A 16,102-nucleotide genomic window follows, 5' to 3' on the forward strand; every position below is an offset into this window, starting at 1 on the left:
AGTGCTGGATCGGCGTTTCGTACTCGCGGGTAACACCACCTGGAGTTATAACGATTGTATAACGGTCAATATGAGGGGTCCTCAACTTTTCTGAACGGGGGTTACTGCCGCCACCAGCGGGTTCAAACGTGAGGGAGGGTCATGTTTGGCGGCATTCTTGTACGCGTGTACCTGAATACTCGGCGGTAGTCGTGGGGGTACGGGGCAAACGTGAGGATTTCCTCATGATTTTGTGCCATCCTCGCCAGTGATCAGTCCTCAGGGCCGAGGAGTGCGGTGTGCACACCAGGTGCGGCTCCGAGTGCGGGGCGAGCCACCACGAGTAGGAAGTCGAACGTCTTGACGATCAACGAGAGCACCGGGACCGGATCTACCGCCAAGGTTTCCGGGGGGGTTCCCGATACGGGTATCAAGTCGTCGCTTGTGGACCGACTGCTGGCGGGGGAGGCCTATGCGCTGGCTTTCGGCGGTCAGGGTGCGCAGTGGCTGGGTGAGCTCGAGGAGATCGGGCGTGACAGTGCCCTGGAGCCCGAGCTGACCGCGCTGGTGAACGAGTCGGCGGCGCTGCTGGAACCGGTGGCTTCCCAGCTGCTGGTGGTCCGGCCGGTCGGATTCGACCCGGTGGCCTGGATGCTCGAGGACGAGCTGGCCGACGAGGACTCCGAGCAGGCCTCCGGCGCGCCCTCGCCGCAACTGCTGCGCTCGGCCGCGGTCTCCATGCCGGGCGTGTTCCTGAGTCAGGTCGCCGCGCTGCGGGCGCTGCGGCTGCAGGGCCTGGATGCGGCCGGGCACGCGCCGGTCGCGGTGGTCGGCCACTCGCAGGGCCTGCTCGCGGCGAAGGCCGCGCAGGAGCACGGCGCGCGTGATGCAGAACTGCTCGCCATGGCCCAGTTGATCGGTGCGGCGGCGACTCTCGTGGCGCGCCGTCGCGGCCTGATTCCGGTGGGCGAGAAGTCGCCGATGGTCGCGGTGTCCAACGTCGATCCCGAACAGCTGCAGGCGATCGTCGCCGAGGTGGCCGAGGGCGTGGATCCGGCGGTGGCCGCGGTGCTGTCGATTCGCAACGGTCGCCGCCGCGTGGTGCTGTCCGGCACTGTCGCCCAGTTGGACCGGGTGCGGCAGCGTTGCGCGGAGATCAACGACGAGCAGACCCGCGATCGCGACGCCAAGAAGCGCGGCGGTGCGGTGTTCGCCCCGGTGTTCGAGGACGTCGAGGTCGAGATCGGCTTCCACCACCCGGCGCTGGCCGAGACCGTGGAGCTGGTGTCCGGCTGGGCTGCCCAGTGCGGTATCGACGCCGACCTGGCCGGTGAACTCGCGCGGCAGATCCTGGTGGATCCGGTGGACTGGGTGTCCATCGTCGAGAGCGCGGTTTCCGAAGGCGCGCAGTGGATTCTGGATCTGGGCCCGGGTGACCTGCTGACCCGTCTGACCCAGGGATCGCTCAAGGGCACCGGCGTCGGCATCGTCGCCGCGGCGACCAGGCCCGGCCAGCGCGCACTGTTCACCCCCGGTGCGGCGCCCGCGGTCGCCGCGGCCTGGAAGACGTTCGCGCCCAAGCCGATTCGGCTGCCCAACGGGCGGGTCGTGGTGGAAACCTCGTTCACCCGGCTCACCGGCCGCTCGCCGATTCTGCTGGCGGGCATGACGCCGACCACGGTCGACGCGAAAATCGTCGCGGCGGCGGCGAATGCGGGCCACTGGGCCGAACTCGCCGGTGGCGGCCAGGTGACCGAGCAGATCTTCGCCGATCGCGTCGCCGAACTGAAGACCCTGCTGCACCCGGGACGTGCGGTGCAGTTCAACTCGCTGTTCCTGGACCCGTACCTGTGGAAACTGCAACTGGGCGGAAAACGCCTGGTGCAGAAGGCTCGTGCGGCCGGCGCCCCGTTCGACGGCGTCATCGTCACCGCCGGAATCCCGGAACTCGACGAGGCCGTCGCGCTGATCGAGGAACTCACCGAGGTCGGCATCAGCCACGTCGCGTTCAAGCCGGGCACCGTCGCGCAGATCCGCGCCGTGCTGCGGATCGCCGACGCGGTGCCGGACTACCCGGTGATCATGCACATCGAGGGCGGGCGCGCCGGTGGCCACCACTCCTGGGAGGATCTGGACGATCTGCTCCTGGACACCTACGCCGAACTGCGCAACCGCGCCAACGTCGTGGTGTGCGTCGGCGGCGGGATCGGCACCCCCGAGCGCGCCACCGAATACCTGACCGGTCAGTGGTCGCGGGCGCACGGTTACCCGGAGATGCCGCTGGACGGCGTGCTGGTCGGCACCGCCGCCATGGCGACCCTGGAGGCCACCACCGCACCCGAGGTCAAGCAGCTGCTGGTGGACACCCCCGGCACCCCGGAATGGGTCGGCGCGGGCACCGCGACCGGCGGAATGGCCTCGGGCCGTAGCCAATTGGGTGCGGACATCCACGAGATCGACAACGCCGCCTCGCGCACCGGCCGTCTGCTGGACGAGGTCGCCGGTGACGCCGACGCGGTCGCCGAGCGCCGCGAGGAGATCATCGCCGCGCTGAACGGCACCGCCAAGCCGTACTTCGGCGACGTCGCCACGATGACCTATCTGGAATGGCTGGAGCGCTACGTCGAGCTGGCGGTGGGCCTGGATCGGCGCAAGGACTTCGACTGCGGAACGGACCTGGGCGAGGCGATCACCGACGCGACCAGTTCGGTCTGGCTGGACATCACCTGGCGGGACCGGTTCGCGGAGATGGTGCGCCGCACCGAATCCCGGCTCAATCCCGCCGACCGCGGCGAGATCGCAACGCTATTCGCGAGCGATGACGCGTTCGAGACTCCGGTGCAGGCGATCTGCACGCTGAAGGAGCAGTACCCGGCTGTCGCCGAGGCGGTGCTGCACCCCGCCGACGTGCCGTTCTTCGTCGCGCTGTGCAAGACCCCGGGTAAGCCGGTCAACTTCGTGCCCGTCGTGGACGGCGACGTGCGCCGCTGGTGGCGCTCGGACTCGCTGTGGCAGGCGCACGATCCGCGGTATTCGGCCGATCAGGTGTGCATCATCCCCGGCACGGTCGCGGTCGCGGGCATCACCCGGGTGGACGAGCCGGTCGGCGAACTGCTCGACCGTTTCGAACAGGACACCGCGTATTCCCTGCTGCGCGAAGGGATTACACCTCGGGCCGTGGACGGTCGCCGTCGCGCCGAGGTCGTCGCCGGTGTCATCGATCTGGTCCTGGCGGCCCCCGACGTGCAGTGGGCCGGTCGCACCACCCCGAACCCGGTGCACCGGCTCGGCGATCCGGGTGAGTGGACCGTCGACGAGCAGGGCGTGTACCACCGCTCCACCGGCGCGGCGCTGACCGCGGTCGAGGGGCCCGACGCCGACAACGCGTACGTCGAGCTGAGCGTGCCGCTGGCCCGGCTGACCGGTAGCGCGGCGAATTCCGGTGCGAGCGTGCGGATTCGGCTGACCGTGCCCGCCTCGGCCTACAACGGCGGTGCGCCGGTCGTGTCCGAGGACGACGCCGAGGCCGCGATGTCCGCGCTGCTGGCCGTCGCCGCCGGACAGGCGCTGCCGGAGGTCAAGTCGGCCGACGGCACGCATGTCGCACACGTCAACCTGGCCTGGTCGCCGGATCTGATCGCGGACCACGCCGGCGTCACCGGCTCGGGTCTGCCCGCGACGCTCAGCACCATCGGCCGGACCGTGCCGGACGTGCTCGTGGGCGCCTGCTGGCCCGCGGTCTTCGCGGTGCTGGGCGCGACCCGCACCGCACAGGGCGGCAGCGTGATCGAGGGCATGCTGGATCTGGTGCATCTCGATCACCGGATCGAACTGATCGGTGAACTCCCGGACGAGCACGCCGTGCTGGCCGTGCGCGCGGAGTCCGGTGCGGTGCTCGACACCGACCTGGGCCGCGTGGTCGAGGTGAGTGTCACCGTCGGCGTGATGCGCGATCACGGACTGGACACCCCGGTCGCGGCAAAGCTGGTGGAGCGCTTCGCGATTCGCGGCCGCAACGGCAGCGGTGAGCTCACCGATCCGCCGCGTGCGGCAGGGACGGTCTCGGACGACGCGACCGACACCCCGCGCCGCCGTCGCCGCGACGTGACGATCCTGGCTCCGCGCGCGATGGCCGCCTTCGCCGCGGTCTCCGGCGACCACAACCCCATCCACACCTCCGACAACGCCGCCAAGCTGGCCGGTCTGGGCAGCCCGATCGTGCACGGCATGTGGCTTTCGGCCGCCGCGCAGCACGCGGTGTCGGCGATCGATCCCTCCTCCCCGCTGCCGCCGCGCAGCATCACCGCCTGGACCACCCGATTCCTGGGCATGGTGCGGCCGGGCGCGGAGATCGACGTGCGCGTCGAGCGCGTCGCGGTGGACGCGGGCAGCGAGATCGTCGAGGTGTCCTGCCGTATCGACGGCGATCTGGTGATGACGGGCACGGGCCGGCTGGCCGCGCCGAAGACCGTCTACGCCTTCCCCGGACAGGGTATTCAGGCCAAGGGGATGGGCCTGGATGCCCGGTCGCGTTCCAAGGCGGCCAAGCAGATCTGGGAGCGCGCCGACAAGCACACCCGCGAGGCGCTGGGCTTCTCGATCCTGGCCGTGGTGCGGGACAACCCCACCTACCTCAAGGCGCGCGGGGTGGAGTACCGGCACCCGCAGGGAGTCCTGCATCTGACGCAGTTCACCCAGGTCGCGATGGCCACCCTCGGGGTGGCGCAGGTGGCCGAGCTGCGTGAGGCGGGCGCGTTCGTCGAGGGTGCGATGCTGGCCGGGCATTCGGTCGGCGAGTACAACGCCCTGGCCGCCGTCGCGGGCGTCCTGCCGCTCGAGGCGGTGCTCGAGGTGGTGTTCCAGCGCGGTTCGGCCATGCACGAGCTGGTGCCGCGGGATGCCCAGGGCCGCAGCGATTATCGGATGGCCGCCATCCGCCCCTCGCAGATCGGGCTGCCCGACGCCGAGGTGATCGACTGGGTCGCGGAGATCGGCGAGAAGGCCGGGGAATTCCTCGAGGTCGTCAACCTGAACCTGCGCGGCGCGCAGTACGCGATCGCGGGCACGGTCAAGGGGCTGGAGCGGCTCGAGGACGAAATCGAGCGCCGCCGTGCGGAATTCGGCGGTAAGCGGGCGTTCATCCTGGTGCCCGGCATCGACGTGCCGTTCCACTCGACCGTGCTGCGCAAGGGCGTTCCGGAGTTCCGCGGCAAGCTCGAGGAGCTGCTGCCGCAGGAACTGCATCCGGAGGTGCTGATCGGGCGCTACATCCCCAATCTGGTGCCCCGGCCGTTCTCGCTGGATCGCGAATTCATCGCCGAGATCGCCGATTACGTGCCGTCCGAGCCGCTCGCGGCAGTGCTGGCGGACTGGGAGAGCTGGTCCGCGCGGCCGTCCGAGCTGTGCCGGGTCGTGCTGGTCGAGCTGCTGGCCTGGCAGTTCGCCAGCCCGGTGCGCTGGATCGAGACCCAGGATCTGCTGTTCGGCGATCCCGGCCAGGGTGGCCTGGGTGTCGAGCGGTTCGTCGAAATCGGTTTGGCCGCAACGCCGACCGTGGCGAACCTGGCGACCAACACCCTGAAGCTGCCGCAGTTCGGCACCGCGAAGGTCGAGGTGCTCAACATCGAGCGCGAGGCCGGTGTGGTGTACTCCACCGACACCGATCCGGCGCCGGTCGACGAGCCGGAAGAGGTCGCGGCACCGGCCGAAACCGCTTCCGCCGCAGCGGCTCCCGCAGCTCCGGCGGCCGCCCCGGCAGCTTCGTCCGGCGGTCCGCGTCCGGATGACATCGCCTTCACCGCCGCCGACGCCACCCGCGTGCTCATCGCGCTGTGGACCAAGCTGCGGATGGATCAGATCGGTCCGGTGGACACCATCGAGGGCCTGTGCGACGGCGTGTCCTCGCGCCGCAACCAGCTGCTGGTCGACCTGGGTTCGGAACTGTCCCTCGGCGCGATCGACGGCGCCGCGGACGCCGATATGGGCGCGTTGTCGGCCACGGTGGACCGCCTTGCCCGCACCTACAAGCCGTTCGGTTCGGTGCTGTCCGACGCGATCGGCGACCACCTGCGCAAGGTGTTCGGGCCGTCCGGTAAGCGGCCCGCCGCGATCGCCGAACGGGTGAAGAAGGTCTGGGAGCTCGGCGACGGCTGGGCCCACCACGTGACCGCCGAGGTGTCCCTGGGCACCCGCGAAGGCACGTCCATCCGCGGTGGCGACCTGGGCGGGCTGGTCTCCGGCGCACTGGGCGACGGCGCCGCCGTCGACGCCGCGATCGACGCGGCTGTGCAGGCCGTGGCCGCGCGTCGCGGTGTGGCGGTCTCGCTGCCCGCGGCCGGTGGTGGCGGCGGCGCGACCGTCGACGCGGCCGCCCTGGGCGAGTTCACCGAGCAGATCACCGGACGCGACGGCGTGCTCGCGACCGCGGCCCGGGTGGTGCTGGATCAGCTCGGCCTCACCGATCGGGTCTCCGCGCCCGAGGCGTCGGATGAGTCGCTGGTGGATCTCGTTGCCGCGGAACTGGGTTCGGACTGGCCGCGGCTGGTCGCCCCGGCCTTCGACGGCCGCCGCGCGGTACTGATCGACGACCGCTGGGCGACCGCTCGTGAGGATCTGGCCCGGCTGTGGCTGGGCGGCTCCGGCGAGGACGATGTCACGGGCTTCGTCGGCGCGGGTGAAGCCGTTGCCGCGCAAGCGAACTGGTGGCGCAAGCGCGCGATGGGCGAGGCCCGCTCGGTGCTGGCCGCGCAGTACGAGCGCATCGCCGAGGCCGCGCTGAACACCGCAGAGCCGGGCGCGTGGTCCTCGGAGGTCGCCGTGATCACCGGCGCCAGTAAGGGTTCCATCGCCGCGGCCACGGCCGCGCGGCTGCTCGCCGGCGGCGCGACCGTCATCGTGACCACCTCGAAGCTGGACGACGCTCGCCTGGGCTTCTACAAGCAGCTCTACCGCGACAACGCCCGGCACGGCGCGTCGCTGTGGGTGGTGCCCGCGAATATGGCCGCCTACGCCGACGTCGACGCCCTGATCGAGTGGGTCGGCAACGAGCAGATCGACAATGCCGGTGGCGCGAAGGTTCTCGTCAAACCGGCGATGACCCCGACGCTGCTGCTGCCGTTCGCCGCGCCACGCGTGGCCGGTGACCTCTCCGACGCCGGCGCCCGCGCCGAGATGGAGATGCGGGTGCTGCTGTGGTCGGTGGAGCGGCTGATCGCCGGGCTGTCCGCGATCGGCGCGGATCACGACGTGGACGCGAAACTGCATGTGGTGCTTCCGGGTTCGCCCAACCGCGGCATGTTCGGCGGGGACGGCGCGTACGGCGAGGCCAAGGCCGCCCTGGACGCGGTGGTCGCCAAGTGGCGTGTGGAGAAGTCCTGGTCGCAGCGGGTCACCCTGGTGCACGCGCTGATCGGCTGGGTGCGCGGCACCGGTCTGATGGGCGGTAACGACCCGCTGGTCGAGGCCGTGGAACAGGCCGGTGTGCAGACCTGGTCGACCGAGGAGATGGCCGAGCAGCTGTTGCGGTGGTGCACCGGACAGGCCCGCGTGGTCAGCGAATCCGGCCCGCAGCAGGTCGACCTGACCGGCGGTCTGGCCCGCGCCGAGCTGGATCTGCCCGAGCTGGCCAAGCAGGCGCGCGCGCAGGCCGAAGCCGAATCCGCCGCACAGGAACAGGATTCGGCTCCCACGATCGCGGCGCTGCCCTGCCCGCCGACGCTCAGCTCTGCGCTGCCGACGCCCGAATGGGGTTCGGTCACAGCGGATCTCAGCGATATGGTCGTTATCGTCGGTGCGGGCGAGCTGGGCCCGTACGGTTCCGCGCGCACCCGCTTCGAATTCGAGGTCTCCGAGGAACTCTCGGCGGCGGGCGTGCTGGAGCTGGCCTGGACCACCGGTCTGGTCACCTGGGAGAACGACCCGAAGCCGGGCTGGTACGACACCGAATCCGGTGAGTACGTGGACGAATCGGAGATCGCCGAGCGCTACCACGACACCGTGGTCGAGCGCTGCGGCATCCGCCGCTACGGCGACGACGGCGCCATGGCCGAGAACACCGCGCCGCTGCTGACCTCGGTGTTCCTGGACAAGGATCTGACCTTCGTGGTCAACGGCGAGGCCGAGGCGCGCGCGTTCTACGCCGCGGATCCGGAGCACACCGTGATCACGCCGGTCGCGGATTCGGGTGACTGGCAGGTGATCCGCCAGGCGGGCACCGAGATTCGGGTGCCGCGCCGGGCCAAGCTCTCGCGCACGGTCGGCGGGCAGATCCCGACCGGCTGGGATCCCACCAAGTGGGGCATCTCCGCCGATATGGCCGCCTCGATCGACCGGGTCGCGCTGTGGAACATCGTGTGCACGGTGGACGCGTTCCTGTCCTCGGGCTTCAGCCCGGCCGAGCTGATGAGCTGGGTGCACCCGTCGCTGGTGGCCAACACCCAGGGCACCGGTATGGGCGGGATGTCCTCGATGCGCTCGCTGTACATCGACAACCTGCTCGGCGAGCCGCGGGCCAACGACATCCTGCAGGAAGCCCTGCCGAATGTCGCTCTGGCGCACGTGGTTCAGTCCTACGTCGGCAGTTACGGCGGGATGATCCACCCGGTCGCGGCGTGTGCGACCGCGGCGGTCTCGGTCGAGGAGGGCGTGGACAAGATCCGCCTGGGCAAGGCCGATCTGGTGGTCGCCGGTGGTTACGACGATCTCGGTATCGAGGGCATCGTCGGCTTCGGTGACATGTCCGCCACCGCGGACTCGGCGGCCATGAGCGCCAAGGGAATCAGCGATCGCTACTTCTCCCGCGCCAACGACCGTCGCCGTGGCGGATTCGTCGAATCGCAGGGCGGCGGAACGGTTCTGCTGGCCCGCGGTGACGTCGCGCTGGAGATCGGGCTGCCGGTGCTCGGTGTGGTCGCCTACGCGCAGTCCTTCGCCGACGGTGTGCACACCTCGATTCCCGCGCCCGGACTCGGTGCGCTGGGCGCGGGGCGGGGCGGCCCGGAGTCCCGGCTGGCGGCCGCGCTGCGCAAGCTGGGCGTCACCCCGGACGAGGTCGCGGTGGTCTCCAAGCACGACACCTCCACGGGCGCAAACGATCCCAACGAGTCCGAACTGCACGAGCGTCTGGCCACGGCGATCGGACGATCGGAGGGCGCACCGCTGTTCGTGGTGTCGCAGAAGTCGCTGACCGGTCACGCCAAGGGCGGCGCGGCGGCGTTCCAGCTGATCGGCCTGTGCCAGGTGCTCGAACAGGGCGTCGTCCCGCCGAACCGCAGCCTGGACTGCGTCGACGAGAAGATGAGCGAGTATCCGCACCTGGTGTGGGCGCGGGAGCCGCTGCACTTCGGAGACCGGTTCGCGCTCAAGGCCGGTCTGGTCACCTCGCTGGGCTTCGGGCACGTCTCGGGTCTGCTGGCGATCGTGCATCCGCAGGCCTTCCTCGAGGCGATCGACCCCGAGCGTCGCGAGGACTACCAGCAGCGGGCGCAGCAGCGTCGGCTGAACGGACGTCAGCGGTTCGCCGAGGCGATGTGCGGCGGTGCGCCGATGTACGAGCGTCCGGCCGACCGGCGGCTCGGCGGCGACGGCACACCGGCCAAGCAGTCCCGTCAGCTCGAGGCCGACGTGCTGCTGTCCGAACAGGCGCGCCTGGGGTCGGACGGGCTGTACCTGGCCCAGGGCGGTTGCGGCACGGGCGCACTCGCACAATAGCGACAACCGGCTCGGCGTCGTCCGTCTCACGAGGCGGATGACGCCGAGCCGCAACGCATATCGACTCGTTTCCGCCGCGACGGCGCGCCGATACCGTAAGGTCGGCGGGTGGTCGCGGCGGAAACGCTCGCAGCGCGATCGGTATCACGTCGCCCGCATCTCACCCCGTACTACTACGAGGAGTTCGTACGCCTTGACGATCCTGGGTATCGGCTTGGACCTGGTCACCATCTCCGAATTCGCCGAACAACTCGAGCGCGCCGGAACCACCATGCTCCGGGAGAGTTTCACCGCCGGTGAGCGGCGCTACTGCCAGAGCAAGGGCACCGATCCCGCGCGCAGTTACGCCGCGCGCTGGGCCGCGAAGGAGGCGGTGCTCAAGGCGTGGGCCACCTCTCGCTTCGCCCGCAGCCCGCAGATCGGCGACAATCCCTATCCGCTGATCGAGGTCGTCAACGACGCCTGGGGCCGGCCCAGCATCAAATTGCACGGCCTGGCAGCGGAATTCCTGCCCCGGGTCCGGGTGCACCTGTCACTGACCCACGACGGCGACACCGCCGCGGCGATGGTGGTGCTCGAGGATCCGGGCGAGCTGGCCGATCTCATCGAGCGTTCCTAGCCTCGGCTCCGGAGCCCAGCCCGGCGCTTTCGGGTCGCTGTCGTGATCCGCAGCGCCGCGGCCATGCCGGGCTCGCGCATCGGAAGCGGTCGCGGCCGGCGGCGTCTCAGGACTCCGCTTGCCGTTGCCCGCCGGTGCGGGATTCCTTCTCCGCCACCAGAAGATAGGCGACCATCAGGCGCTTGAGTTCGCCGACGGCGTCCTCGTGCCGCAGGCCGTCCTGCACGGAGAAGTTGAGCATCGAATAGACCACGTGCACGAGTACCTGCGCCATCATCGAGCGGCGGGCGCGGGGAGTGCGCGGCATCAGCGGGCGCAGCATCTGCTGCACGACTTCCGCGAACTCCTTCTCGTGAATGGTGCCCGTGGCGCGGGTGGAGGGGGTGGACTGCATGGCCAGCCACACCTCGCGCCGGGACGGGTCGGTCATCCACAGATCGGCCATGTGGTCCACGAATTTGTTCATGTGCCGCAGCCAGTCCATCGAGGGGATCTCGCCGTTGAAATCGGACAGCTCGCGGGTCACCGCGACCAGGTCCTGTCGATTCAGCTCGCACACGATGACGTATTTGTTGGCGAAGAACTGATACAGCGTGCCGATCGGCACCTCCGCGCGCGCGGCCACTTCCTCACAGGTGAACGATTCGAATCCGACCTCTACCAGCAGCTCCCGCGACGATTGCAGCAGGGCGTCGAACTTGCGTTTGCTGCGCTCCTGAGTGGGGCGGCGCCGGGGCATGAGTTCCTGTGGATCGTCCTGCAACTCCAACGCAGGGTCCGGGCGTCGGTTGGACCTCGTTGCCGTGCGCGCTTCCACCACGTCCACCAGGCTAGCGGTAGCGACACGCGGATGACACGCGGCTGCGCCATTGGATTCCGGTTTCGTTGCGGCTCACGACCCATCCGGGCCGGATGTCGTGACGAAGACATACCGAGTACGCGTGCATCTCGCGACTCCTCCGCTCTGCATCCCGCGTTCGCGTCCCGCACCTCGGCGCGCGGTGGGCAGAGCGCGTATCGCAGGAACCCGGCTTCACCGGCACGTCGAAAGGCATGATCTGTGGTAGCACGATCTGTGGTCACCTTCGGTGTTTGCACCGAGCGCGGCGCGGTCCACGCGGTAGCCCTGGCCGATGGGGACGGCGCGTTGTCCGATCGGCTGCTGATCCAGCGCACCTTCACCATCGGCGACGGCCGGAGCGATCTGGCCCGGGCGGTCGAGGCCGCGCTCGAGGCCTTGGCCGAGGAGACCGACGCCGATCAGCGGGTCGCGGGGGCGGCGGTCACCTATCGTGATTCGGCCGAGCGGCGCGCGATCGTGACGGGCCTGGCCGCCGGTCCGTGGCACAGCGCGTCCATGGTCTCGGCCAAATCCGCCCATCTGGCCCTGGCGCGGGCGATGCCCTGGACCGACGAATTCGACCATCTGCTGATCTGCGAGGTGATCCGGGGATACCAGTGCTTCTCGCTGATATCGCCGGGCCGGGACCGGGTGGTGGCTTCGATCGCGGCCTCGGGATCCGCGCTGAGCGAGGAGTCCCTGCGCCCGGCGGTGACCGCTGCGTGGGATCAGTTCGATGCGGCGGGGGTGCGGCCCGATGCGGTGGTGCCGATCGGTTCGGGCGCGCGTACCTCGGTGGTGCAGGGCAGCTTGGCCAGGGGATTCGGGGTGCCGGTCGTTTCCAGCCGGAGGGGATCGGCCGCCGCGGCGGTGGGGGCCGCGCTGGCCGTGCAGCCCGAACCCGAGGTGGTGGTCCGCCGCCCGCGGGTGACCCGCGGCGCCGCGCTGCTGGTCACCACGGCCAGCGTGGTCGCCGGTGGGTTGATCGCGGGCGGTGTGTACGAGGTGACCTCGGATTCGCGCACGAGTGCCGCTCCCGAGCTGGCCGATGCCTCGAACGCGACCCAGCAGCCGCATCGCGCGGTTCCGCCGCCGCAGCCCGCCGCGGGGCCCGCTCCCGCCGCTCCCGCGAAATCGCCGCGCCCGCAGCCGCTTTCGGGCCACTCCGTACCGAGCGCCGATGCGCCCGGCGGAACTCCGATCGATCCGGCGCGAATGCTGTGGGGTCCATCCGGGGGCCACCGGACGGACCAGCAGCAGCCGTCACCCGAGCTGATGAAGGTGACCCCGGGTCCGGCCGACGCCGGTCCCTCGACCGAGTTCCCCCCGCTGCCCGAGCCGAATTCACCGGTGGTCGGACCCAATCAGCAACTGTTGTTCCCGGGCGAGGCGCCGCCGCCTCCGCTCACCTCAGCGGAATTCGCCTCGTGGTGGAACAACCACTGGCGCCTGATGCTGGCCTGGGCCGCCCAACTGATGCCACACCCGACGCCGCACTCCGCCCCGCCCCCGAGCCCTGCTCCGGCGCAGCGCATGTGAGTCCGCGGCCGTGAAATACGTGGATGCCTCGTGGACGACGCATCCGCGAACAACGGTGCGGCCCGGATGTTTCCGGCGTCCGGGCCGCACCGCTTCGATCTGGAGCCAGGCTCCGCGCCGCATCCTCGGAAGCAATACCCGCCGGCGCTGTTGTCCGCAGTAACCGGCTGGGCTGTCTCACTTCTCGGGCGTGTACTCGGCGTATCCGTTCAACTTCGGGAACGTAACGGCTGTGATCTCGTGAGACGTCCGGTCGCGAGCCGCGTGAGCCGTACCGGTGCCTACCGTGAGTGCTGGGCTTACGCCGACGAGGACAGTCGCCAGCACTGCACCTAATCACATATTCACTTGTCCCCCAGGGCATTTCGTATAGCGGTTACCTGTTGGAGCGCGTCACGGAACCGGGTGATCACCTCAACCGGCAACGGCTGTGCCGCGGCTCCGGAGTCATGCACGTTCCCGGTTCACTACGTTGGTCGAGCATCGTCGCGGGCTCCCGTCACCGTTTTCGTGGCCAGAGCAGCAGGGCGAAGAATGCCACCAACGGCACGGCGAACGCGACGACCAGGCCGGTCATGCCACACCGGGCCCTTGCGAATCGCTGTCCAGAAGATCGAACGCCGGACCGTCGTCATCGGACTGTCGGGGTTGGTGGAATTCCAGGTAAATCCCGGTGCCCGGCACGTCGTCGGGGCTCTCCGCTATCTCGAACACACCGCCGGGAAACACATAAAGCCTTGTGCCCCTGCACGGTTGGTCTTCTTCCGTGCTCATCGCAATCCCCGTCGTGAGTCGTGGCGCCGCAAGCGAGAACAGCCATGTGGACGTTTTGTCCGCTGATTTGGGTAGGCACCCCGTAGCCGGTACGGCGCGACGCCATCCGCGGAGCTGATCGGCTCCGGCGGAGCCGCCGCACCCGCGTCATGCCACGGGGGCCACCACCGAAGCTACGAACTCGCCGCCAGCACGTCCATTGTCATGCTCAAATATGCTCAAATCGATAAGTACCTAGCGGATGGGGGCAAGCCTGATGGATAATCGAAGATTATCAAGCATGTACCAGCATGGCCTGAATGGAGGATCAACCATGTTGTTGACGTTTCTCGGCAAGGGTGGCAGCGAAGGCGGGGGATGCCCGAGTCTGTACGCCACCGACAGTGGTACATATGCCGTCCAGGCGTGGAGGACCGACACGCCAGAGGTTTTCGAGATCCCACACCTGCTGCTCGGGTTTGCTGAACCGAATACGTTCATCGGTGCCACGTTGACCGACACCGGCCGGGGAACGTTCCGGCTCACCGGCCGACCGATCAACGATACCGAAACACTCGCACAACTCGATTTAGCCGAGGACGAGGCGGCGATCGAGGTGCCGAAGCTGAAAAGGAGTTTCTACGGCAATGCTGCTAGTGCAGGGTGAGGCGTTCAACGAATTATTCCGAGAGGCAAAACGGGAGGCGTTTCACCTCGAGGTCAGAGACGACTACTACCCGACCGGGTATCCGCCTCTTGTTCGGTTCCTGAACAACGAACCCGAAGACTACGCGTGGTTCCGGCCTTGGCTCGATCTCGTTGCAGATACGGTGAGCCGGGGTGTAGCAGTCAACCGTGCCCGAGTCGTCACGGAACCGCACAACGATTACACCAGGTATGCGAAACACGTTGCCCGCCTCAATGTGGAGGCGGGTGAAGATGTCCGGTACCTGCCGCGCCACCGGATGAATGCCGGTGAACTGACCGCGGACGACTGGTGGATATTCGATGACTCGACCGTGGCGTTCAACGTTTTCGAACCAGGCGACAACGGTAAGTGGCTCGGCGGCAGTATGACGACGGATCCGTGGATAGTCGATTACATCCGCACGGTCAAGGAGCGGGTGTGGTCCATGGCTACCCCGTTGGCCGAATACAATGAGCCGTGACTGGTTCACTGGAACAAGCCAAAGAAGCTCTCGGAGCTCGTCTCCGAGAGCTTCGTCTCGACGCCGGGCTCTCCGGTACCGAGCTTGCCCGCCGCGCGGGCTGGCATCAAACCAAGGTGTCGAAAATCGAGTACGGCAAGACCAAGCCGACCGATGCCGATATACACGTCTGGTGTGTCCATACGGGTGCGGAAATCCAGCTGCCCGATCTTGTTGCCACCCTTCGGAATATCGAGGCAGCCTGGCTCGAATGGAGACGGGTTCTCGGAACCGGGACCAAGCGGAGGCAGCAAGCTTCTATCAAGCTCGAAGCCGAGACGGAGATCATGCGGGTGTACCACCCGTTTCTGATTCCGGGTCTACTCCAGACCGCAGAATACGCCGGGAGCGTGTTGCGCAGCGTTGTCGAGTTCCAGCAGGTTCCGAACGATGTGGACGAAGGCGTGACCAAACGGATGGAACGGCAACAGATTCTGTACCGGAGGGAACACCGGTTTCATTTCGTCATCGCTGAACAGGCGTTACTGACCACGGTCGGCACCGATCAGATAATGATCGGCCAATTGGACCGACTGTTGGCTGTCCAAGGCATGCCGAGGGTGACGGTGGGGATTGTTCCGGCCGGGGCACCGTATCGGGTATCTATGACGAACTTCGCTATTTTCGACGACACGCGCGTGATGGTCGAGACCGTGACGGCCGAGCTGACGATTACACAGCCGAGAGAGATAAACCAGTACGGCCGGGCGTTCGATGTGCTGGCTGGGCAGTCGGTCACCGGGGATGCTGCCCGGAAGTTGATTCGAAGGGCTATCGACTCTCGGCGGCAGGAATGACCGTCGAGTCTGCGTAGGCTCGGAAAACGGGTTGGACGGCAGGCTGACGCGCCGGTCTCATGTCGCAGTTCTGAGACACCTCCGGCGGGCGCCGCGTTGACGTTTCGTCTACGACACATCCGCGAACAACGGTGTGGCCCGGCCGTTTCCGGGTCCGGACCACACCGCTTCGAGCAGCGCGCTATACCGACAGATCGCGCCGCAGCTTGGCGACGTGTCCGGTGGCTCGCACGTTGTACTGCGCCAGTTCTATCTTGCCGTCCTCGTCGACCAGGAAGGTGGAGCGGATCACGCCGGTGATCTTCTTGCCGTACATGGTCTTCTCGCCGAAGGCGCCCCATGCGCTGAGCACCTCACGGTCCGGATCGGACAGCAGTGGGAAGGTGAGTTTCTCGTTGTCGCGGAATTTGGCGAGCTTGGCCGGTTTGTCCGGCGAGATGCCCACCACGTCGATGCCCGCGCCGCCGAGTTCGGCCAAATTGTCGCGGAAGTCGCAGGCCTGCTTCGTGCACCCCGGGGTGCTGGCCGCCGGGTAGAAGTAGACGATCACCTTGCGGCCGCGATAGTCGGCCAGGGACACCGGCTTACCGTCGGCGTCCGGGAGGGTGAAGCCGGGCGCGATGTCGCCCGGAGCGAGCCGGGAATTCTCGGTCATGCC

General features: G+C 68.3%; 9 protein-coding genes. 6 read left to right on the forward strand and 3 right to left on the reverse strand.

Annotation, left to right across the window (positions count from 1 at the left end; translation table 11 throughout):
* Positions 1-339: 339 nt before the first annotated feature.
* Positions 340-9,687 carry a fatty acid synthase subunit beta domain-containing protein gene (locus tag AC5WS7_RS33145; protein WP_495958557.1) on the forward strand — a complete coding sequence of 3,116 codons (9,348 nt, stop codon included), beginning with the start codon at positions 340-342 and terminating at the stop codon, positions 9,685-9,687.
* 193 nt (positions 9,688-9,880) lie between these two features.
* The gene (gene acpS / locus AC5WS7_RS33150) at positions 9,881-10,306 is read left to right on the forward strand and encodes a holo-ACP synthase AcpS (RefSeq protein ID WP_040820002.1); all 426 of its coding nucleotides are present in this window, start codon (positions 9,881-9,883) and stop codon (positions 10,304-10,306) included.
* A gap of 106 nt (positions 10,307-10,412) precedes the next feature.
* On the opposite strand, the gene AC5WS7_RS33155 is transcribed toward acpS, so the two are convergent.
* Positions 10,413-11,045: a TetR/AcrR family transcriptional regulator gene (locus AC5WS7_RS33155; protein ID WP_495958645.1), complete on the reverse strand. Its 633-nt coding sequence runs from the start codon at positions 11,043-11,045 to the stop codon at positions 10,413-10,415.
* Between the two features lie 321 nt (positions 11,046-11,366).
* Here AC5WS7_RS33155 and AC5WS7_RS33160 point away from each other — a divergent pair, with 321 nt between their 5' ends.
* Positions 11,367-12,686 carry a DUF7159 family protein gene (locus AC5WS7_RS33160; RefSeq protein ID WP_495958558.1) on the forward strand — a complete coding sequence of 440 codons (1,320 nt, stop codon included), beginning with the start codon at positions 11,367-11,369 and terminating at the stop codon, positions 12,684-12,686.
* Between the two features lie 573 nt (positions 12,687-13,259).
* Here the strand turns inward: AC5WS7_RS33160 and AC5WS7_RS33165 are convergent.
* Complete coding sequence (locus AC5WS7_RS33165; protein ID WP_495958559.1) at positions 13,260-13,460, reverse strand: hypothetical protein; 201 nt, start codon at positions 13,458-13,460, stop codon at positions 13,260-13,262.
* Positions 13,461-13,773: 313 nt separating this feature from the next.
* Here AC5WS7_RS33165 and AC5WS7_RS33170 point away from each other — a divergent pair, with 313 nt between their 5' ends.
* The 3 genes from AC5WS7_RS33170 to AC5WS7_RS33180 are packed head-to-tail and all read left to right on the forward strand — an operon-like array spanning position 13,774 to position 15,444.
* Entirely contained in the window at positions 13,774-14,106 is a 333-nt protein-coding gene (locus tag AC5WS7_RS33170; protein WP_495958560.1) for a hypothetical protein, read from the forward strand.
* Positions 14,087-14,608, forward strand: a complete 522-nt coding sequence (locus AC5WS7_RS33175; RefSeq protein ID WP_495958561.1) for a DUF6879 family protein — start codon at positions 14,087-14,089, stop codon at positions 14,606-14,608. Before AC5WS7_RS33170 ends, AC5WS7_RS33175 begins: the two co-directional genes overlap by 20 nt.
* Positions 14,605-15,444: a helix-turn-helix domain-containing protein gene (locus AC5WS7_RS33180; protein ID WP_495958562.1), complete on the forward strand. Its 840-nt coding sequence runs from the start codon at positions 14,605-14,607 to the stop codon at positions 15,442-15,444. The genes AC5WS7_RS33175 and AC5WS7_RS33180 overlap by 4 nt, the downstream gene beginning before the upstream one ends.
* Positions 15,445-15,625: 181 nt before the next feature.
* On the opposite strand, the gene bcp is transcribed toward AC5WS7_RS33180, so the two are convergent.
* Positions 15,626-16,099, reverse strand: coding sequence for a thioredoxin-dependent thiol peroxidase (gene bcp, locus AC5WS7_RS33185; RefSeq protein WP_495958563.1), 474 nt, complete (start codon positions 16,097-16,099; stop codon positions 15,626-15,628).
* Positions 16,100-16,102 lie beyond the last annotated feature (3 nt).

The sequence above is a fragment of the Nocardia sp. PLKS1-43 genome, from assembly GCF_059510335.1.

Coding starts and splice junctions, on each gene's coding strand:
- AC5WS7_RS33175 (WP_495958561.1), top strand. CDS start 14,087: ATGCTGCTAGTGCAGGGTGAGGCGTTCAACGAATTATTCCGAGAGGCA.
- bcp (WP_495958563.1), bottom strand. CDS start 16,099: ATGACCGAGAATTCCCGGCTCGCTCCGGGCGACATCGCGCCCGGCTTC.
- AC5WS7_RS33170 (WP_495958560.1), top strand. CDS start 13,774: ATGTTGTTGACGTTTCTCGGCAAGGGTGGCAGCGAAGGCGGGGGATGC.
- AC5WS7_RS33165 (WP_495958559.1), bottom strand. CDS start 13,460: ATGAGCACGGAAGAAGACCAACCGTGCAGGGGCACAAGGCTTTATGTG.
- AC5WS7_RS33155 (WP_495958645.1), bottom strand. CDS start 11,045: ATGCCCCGGCGCCGCCCCACTCAGGAGCGCAGCAAACGCAAGTTCGAC.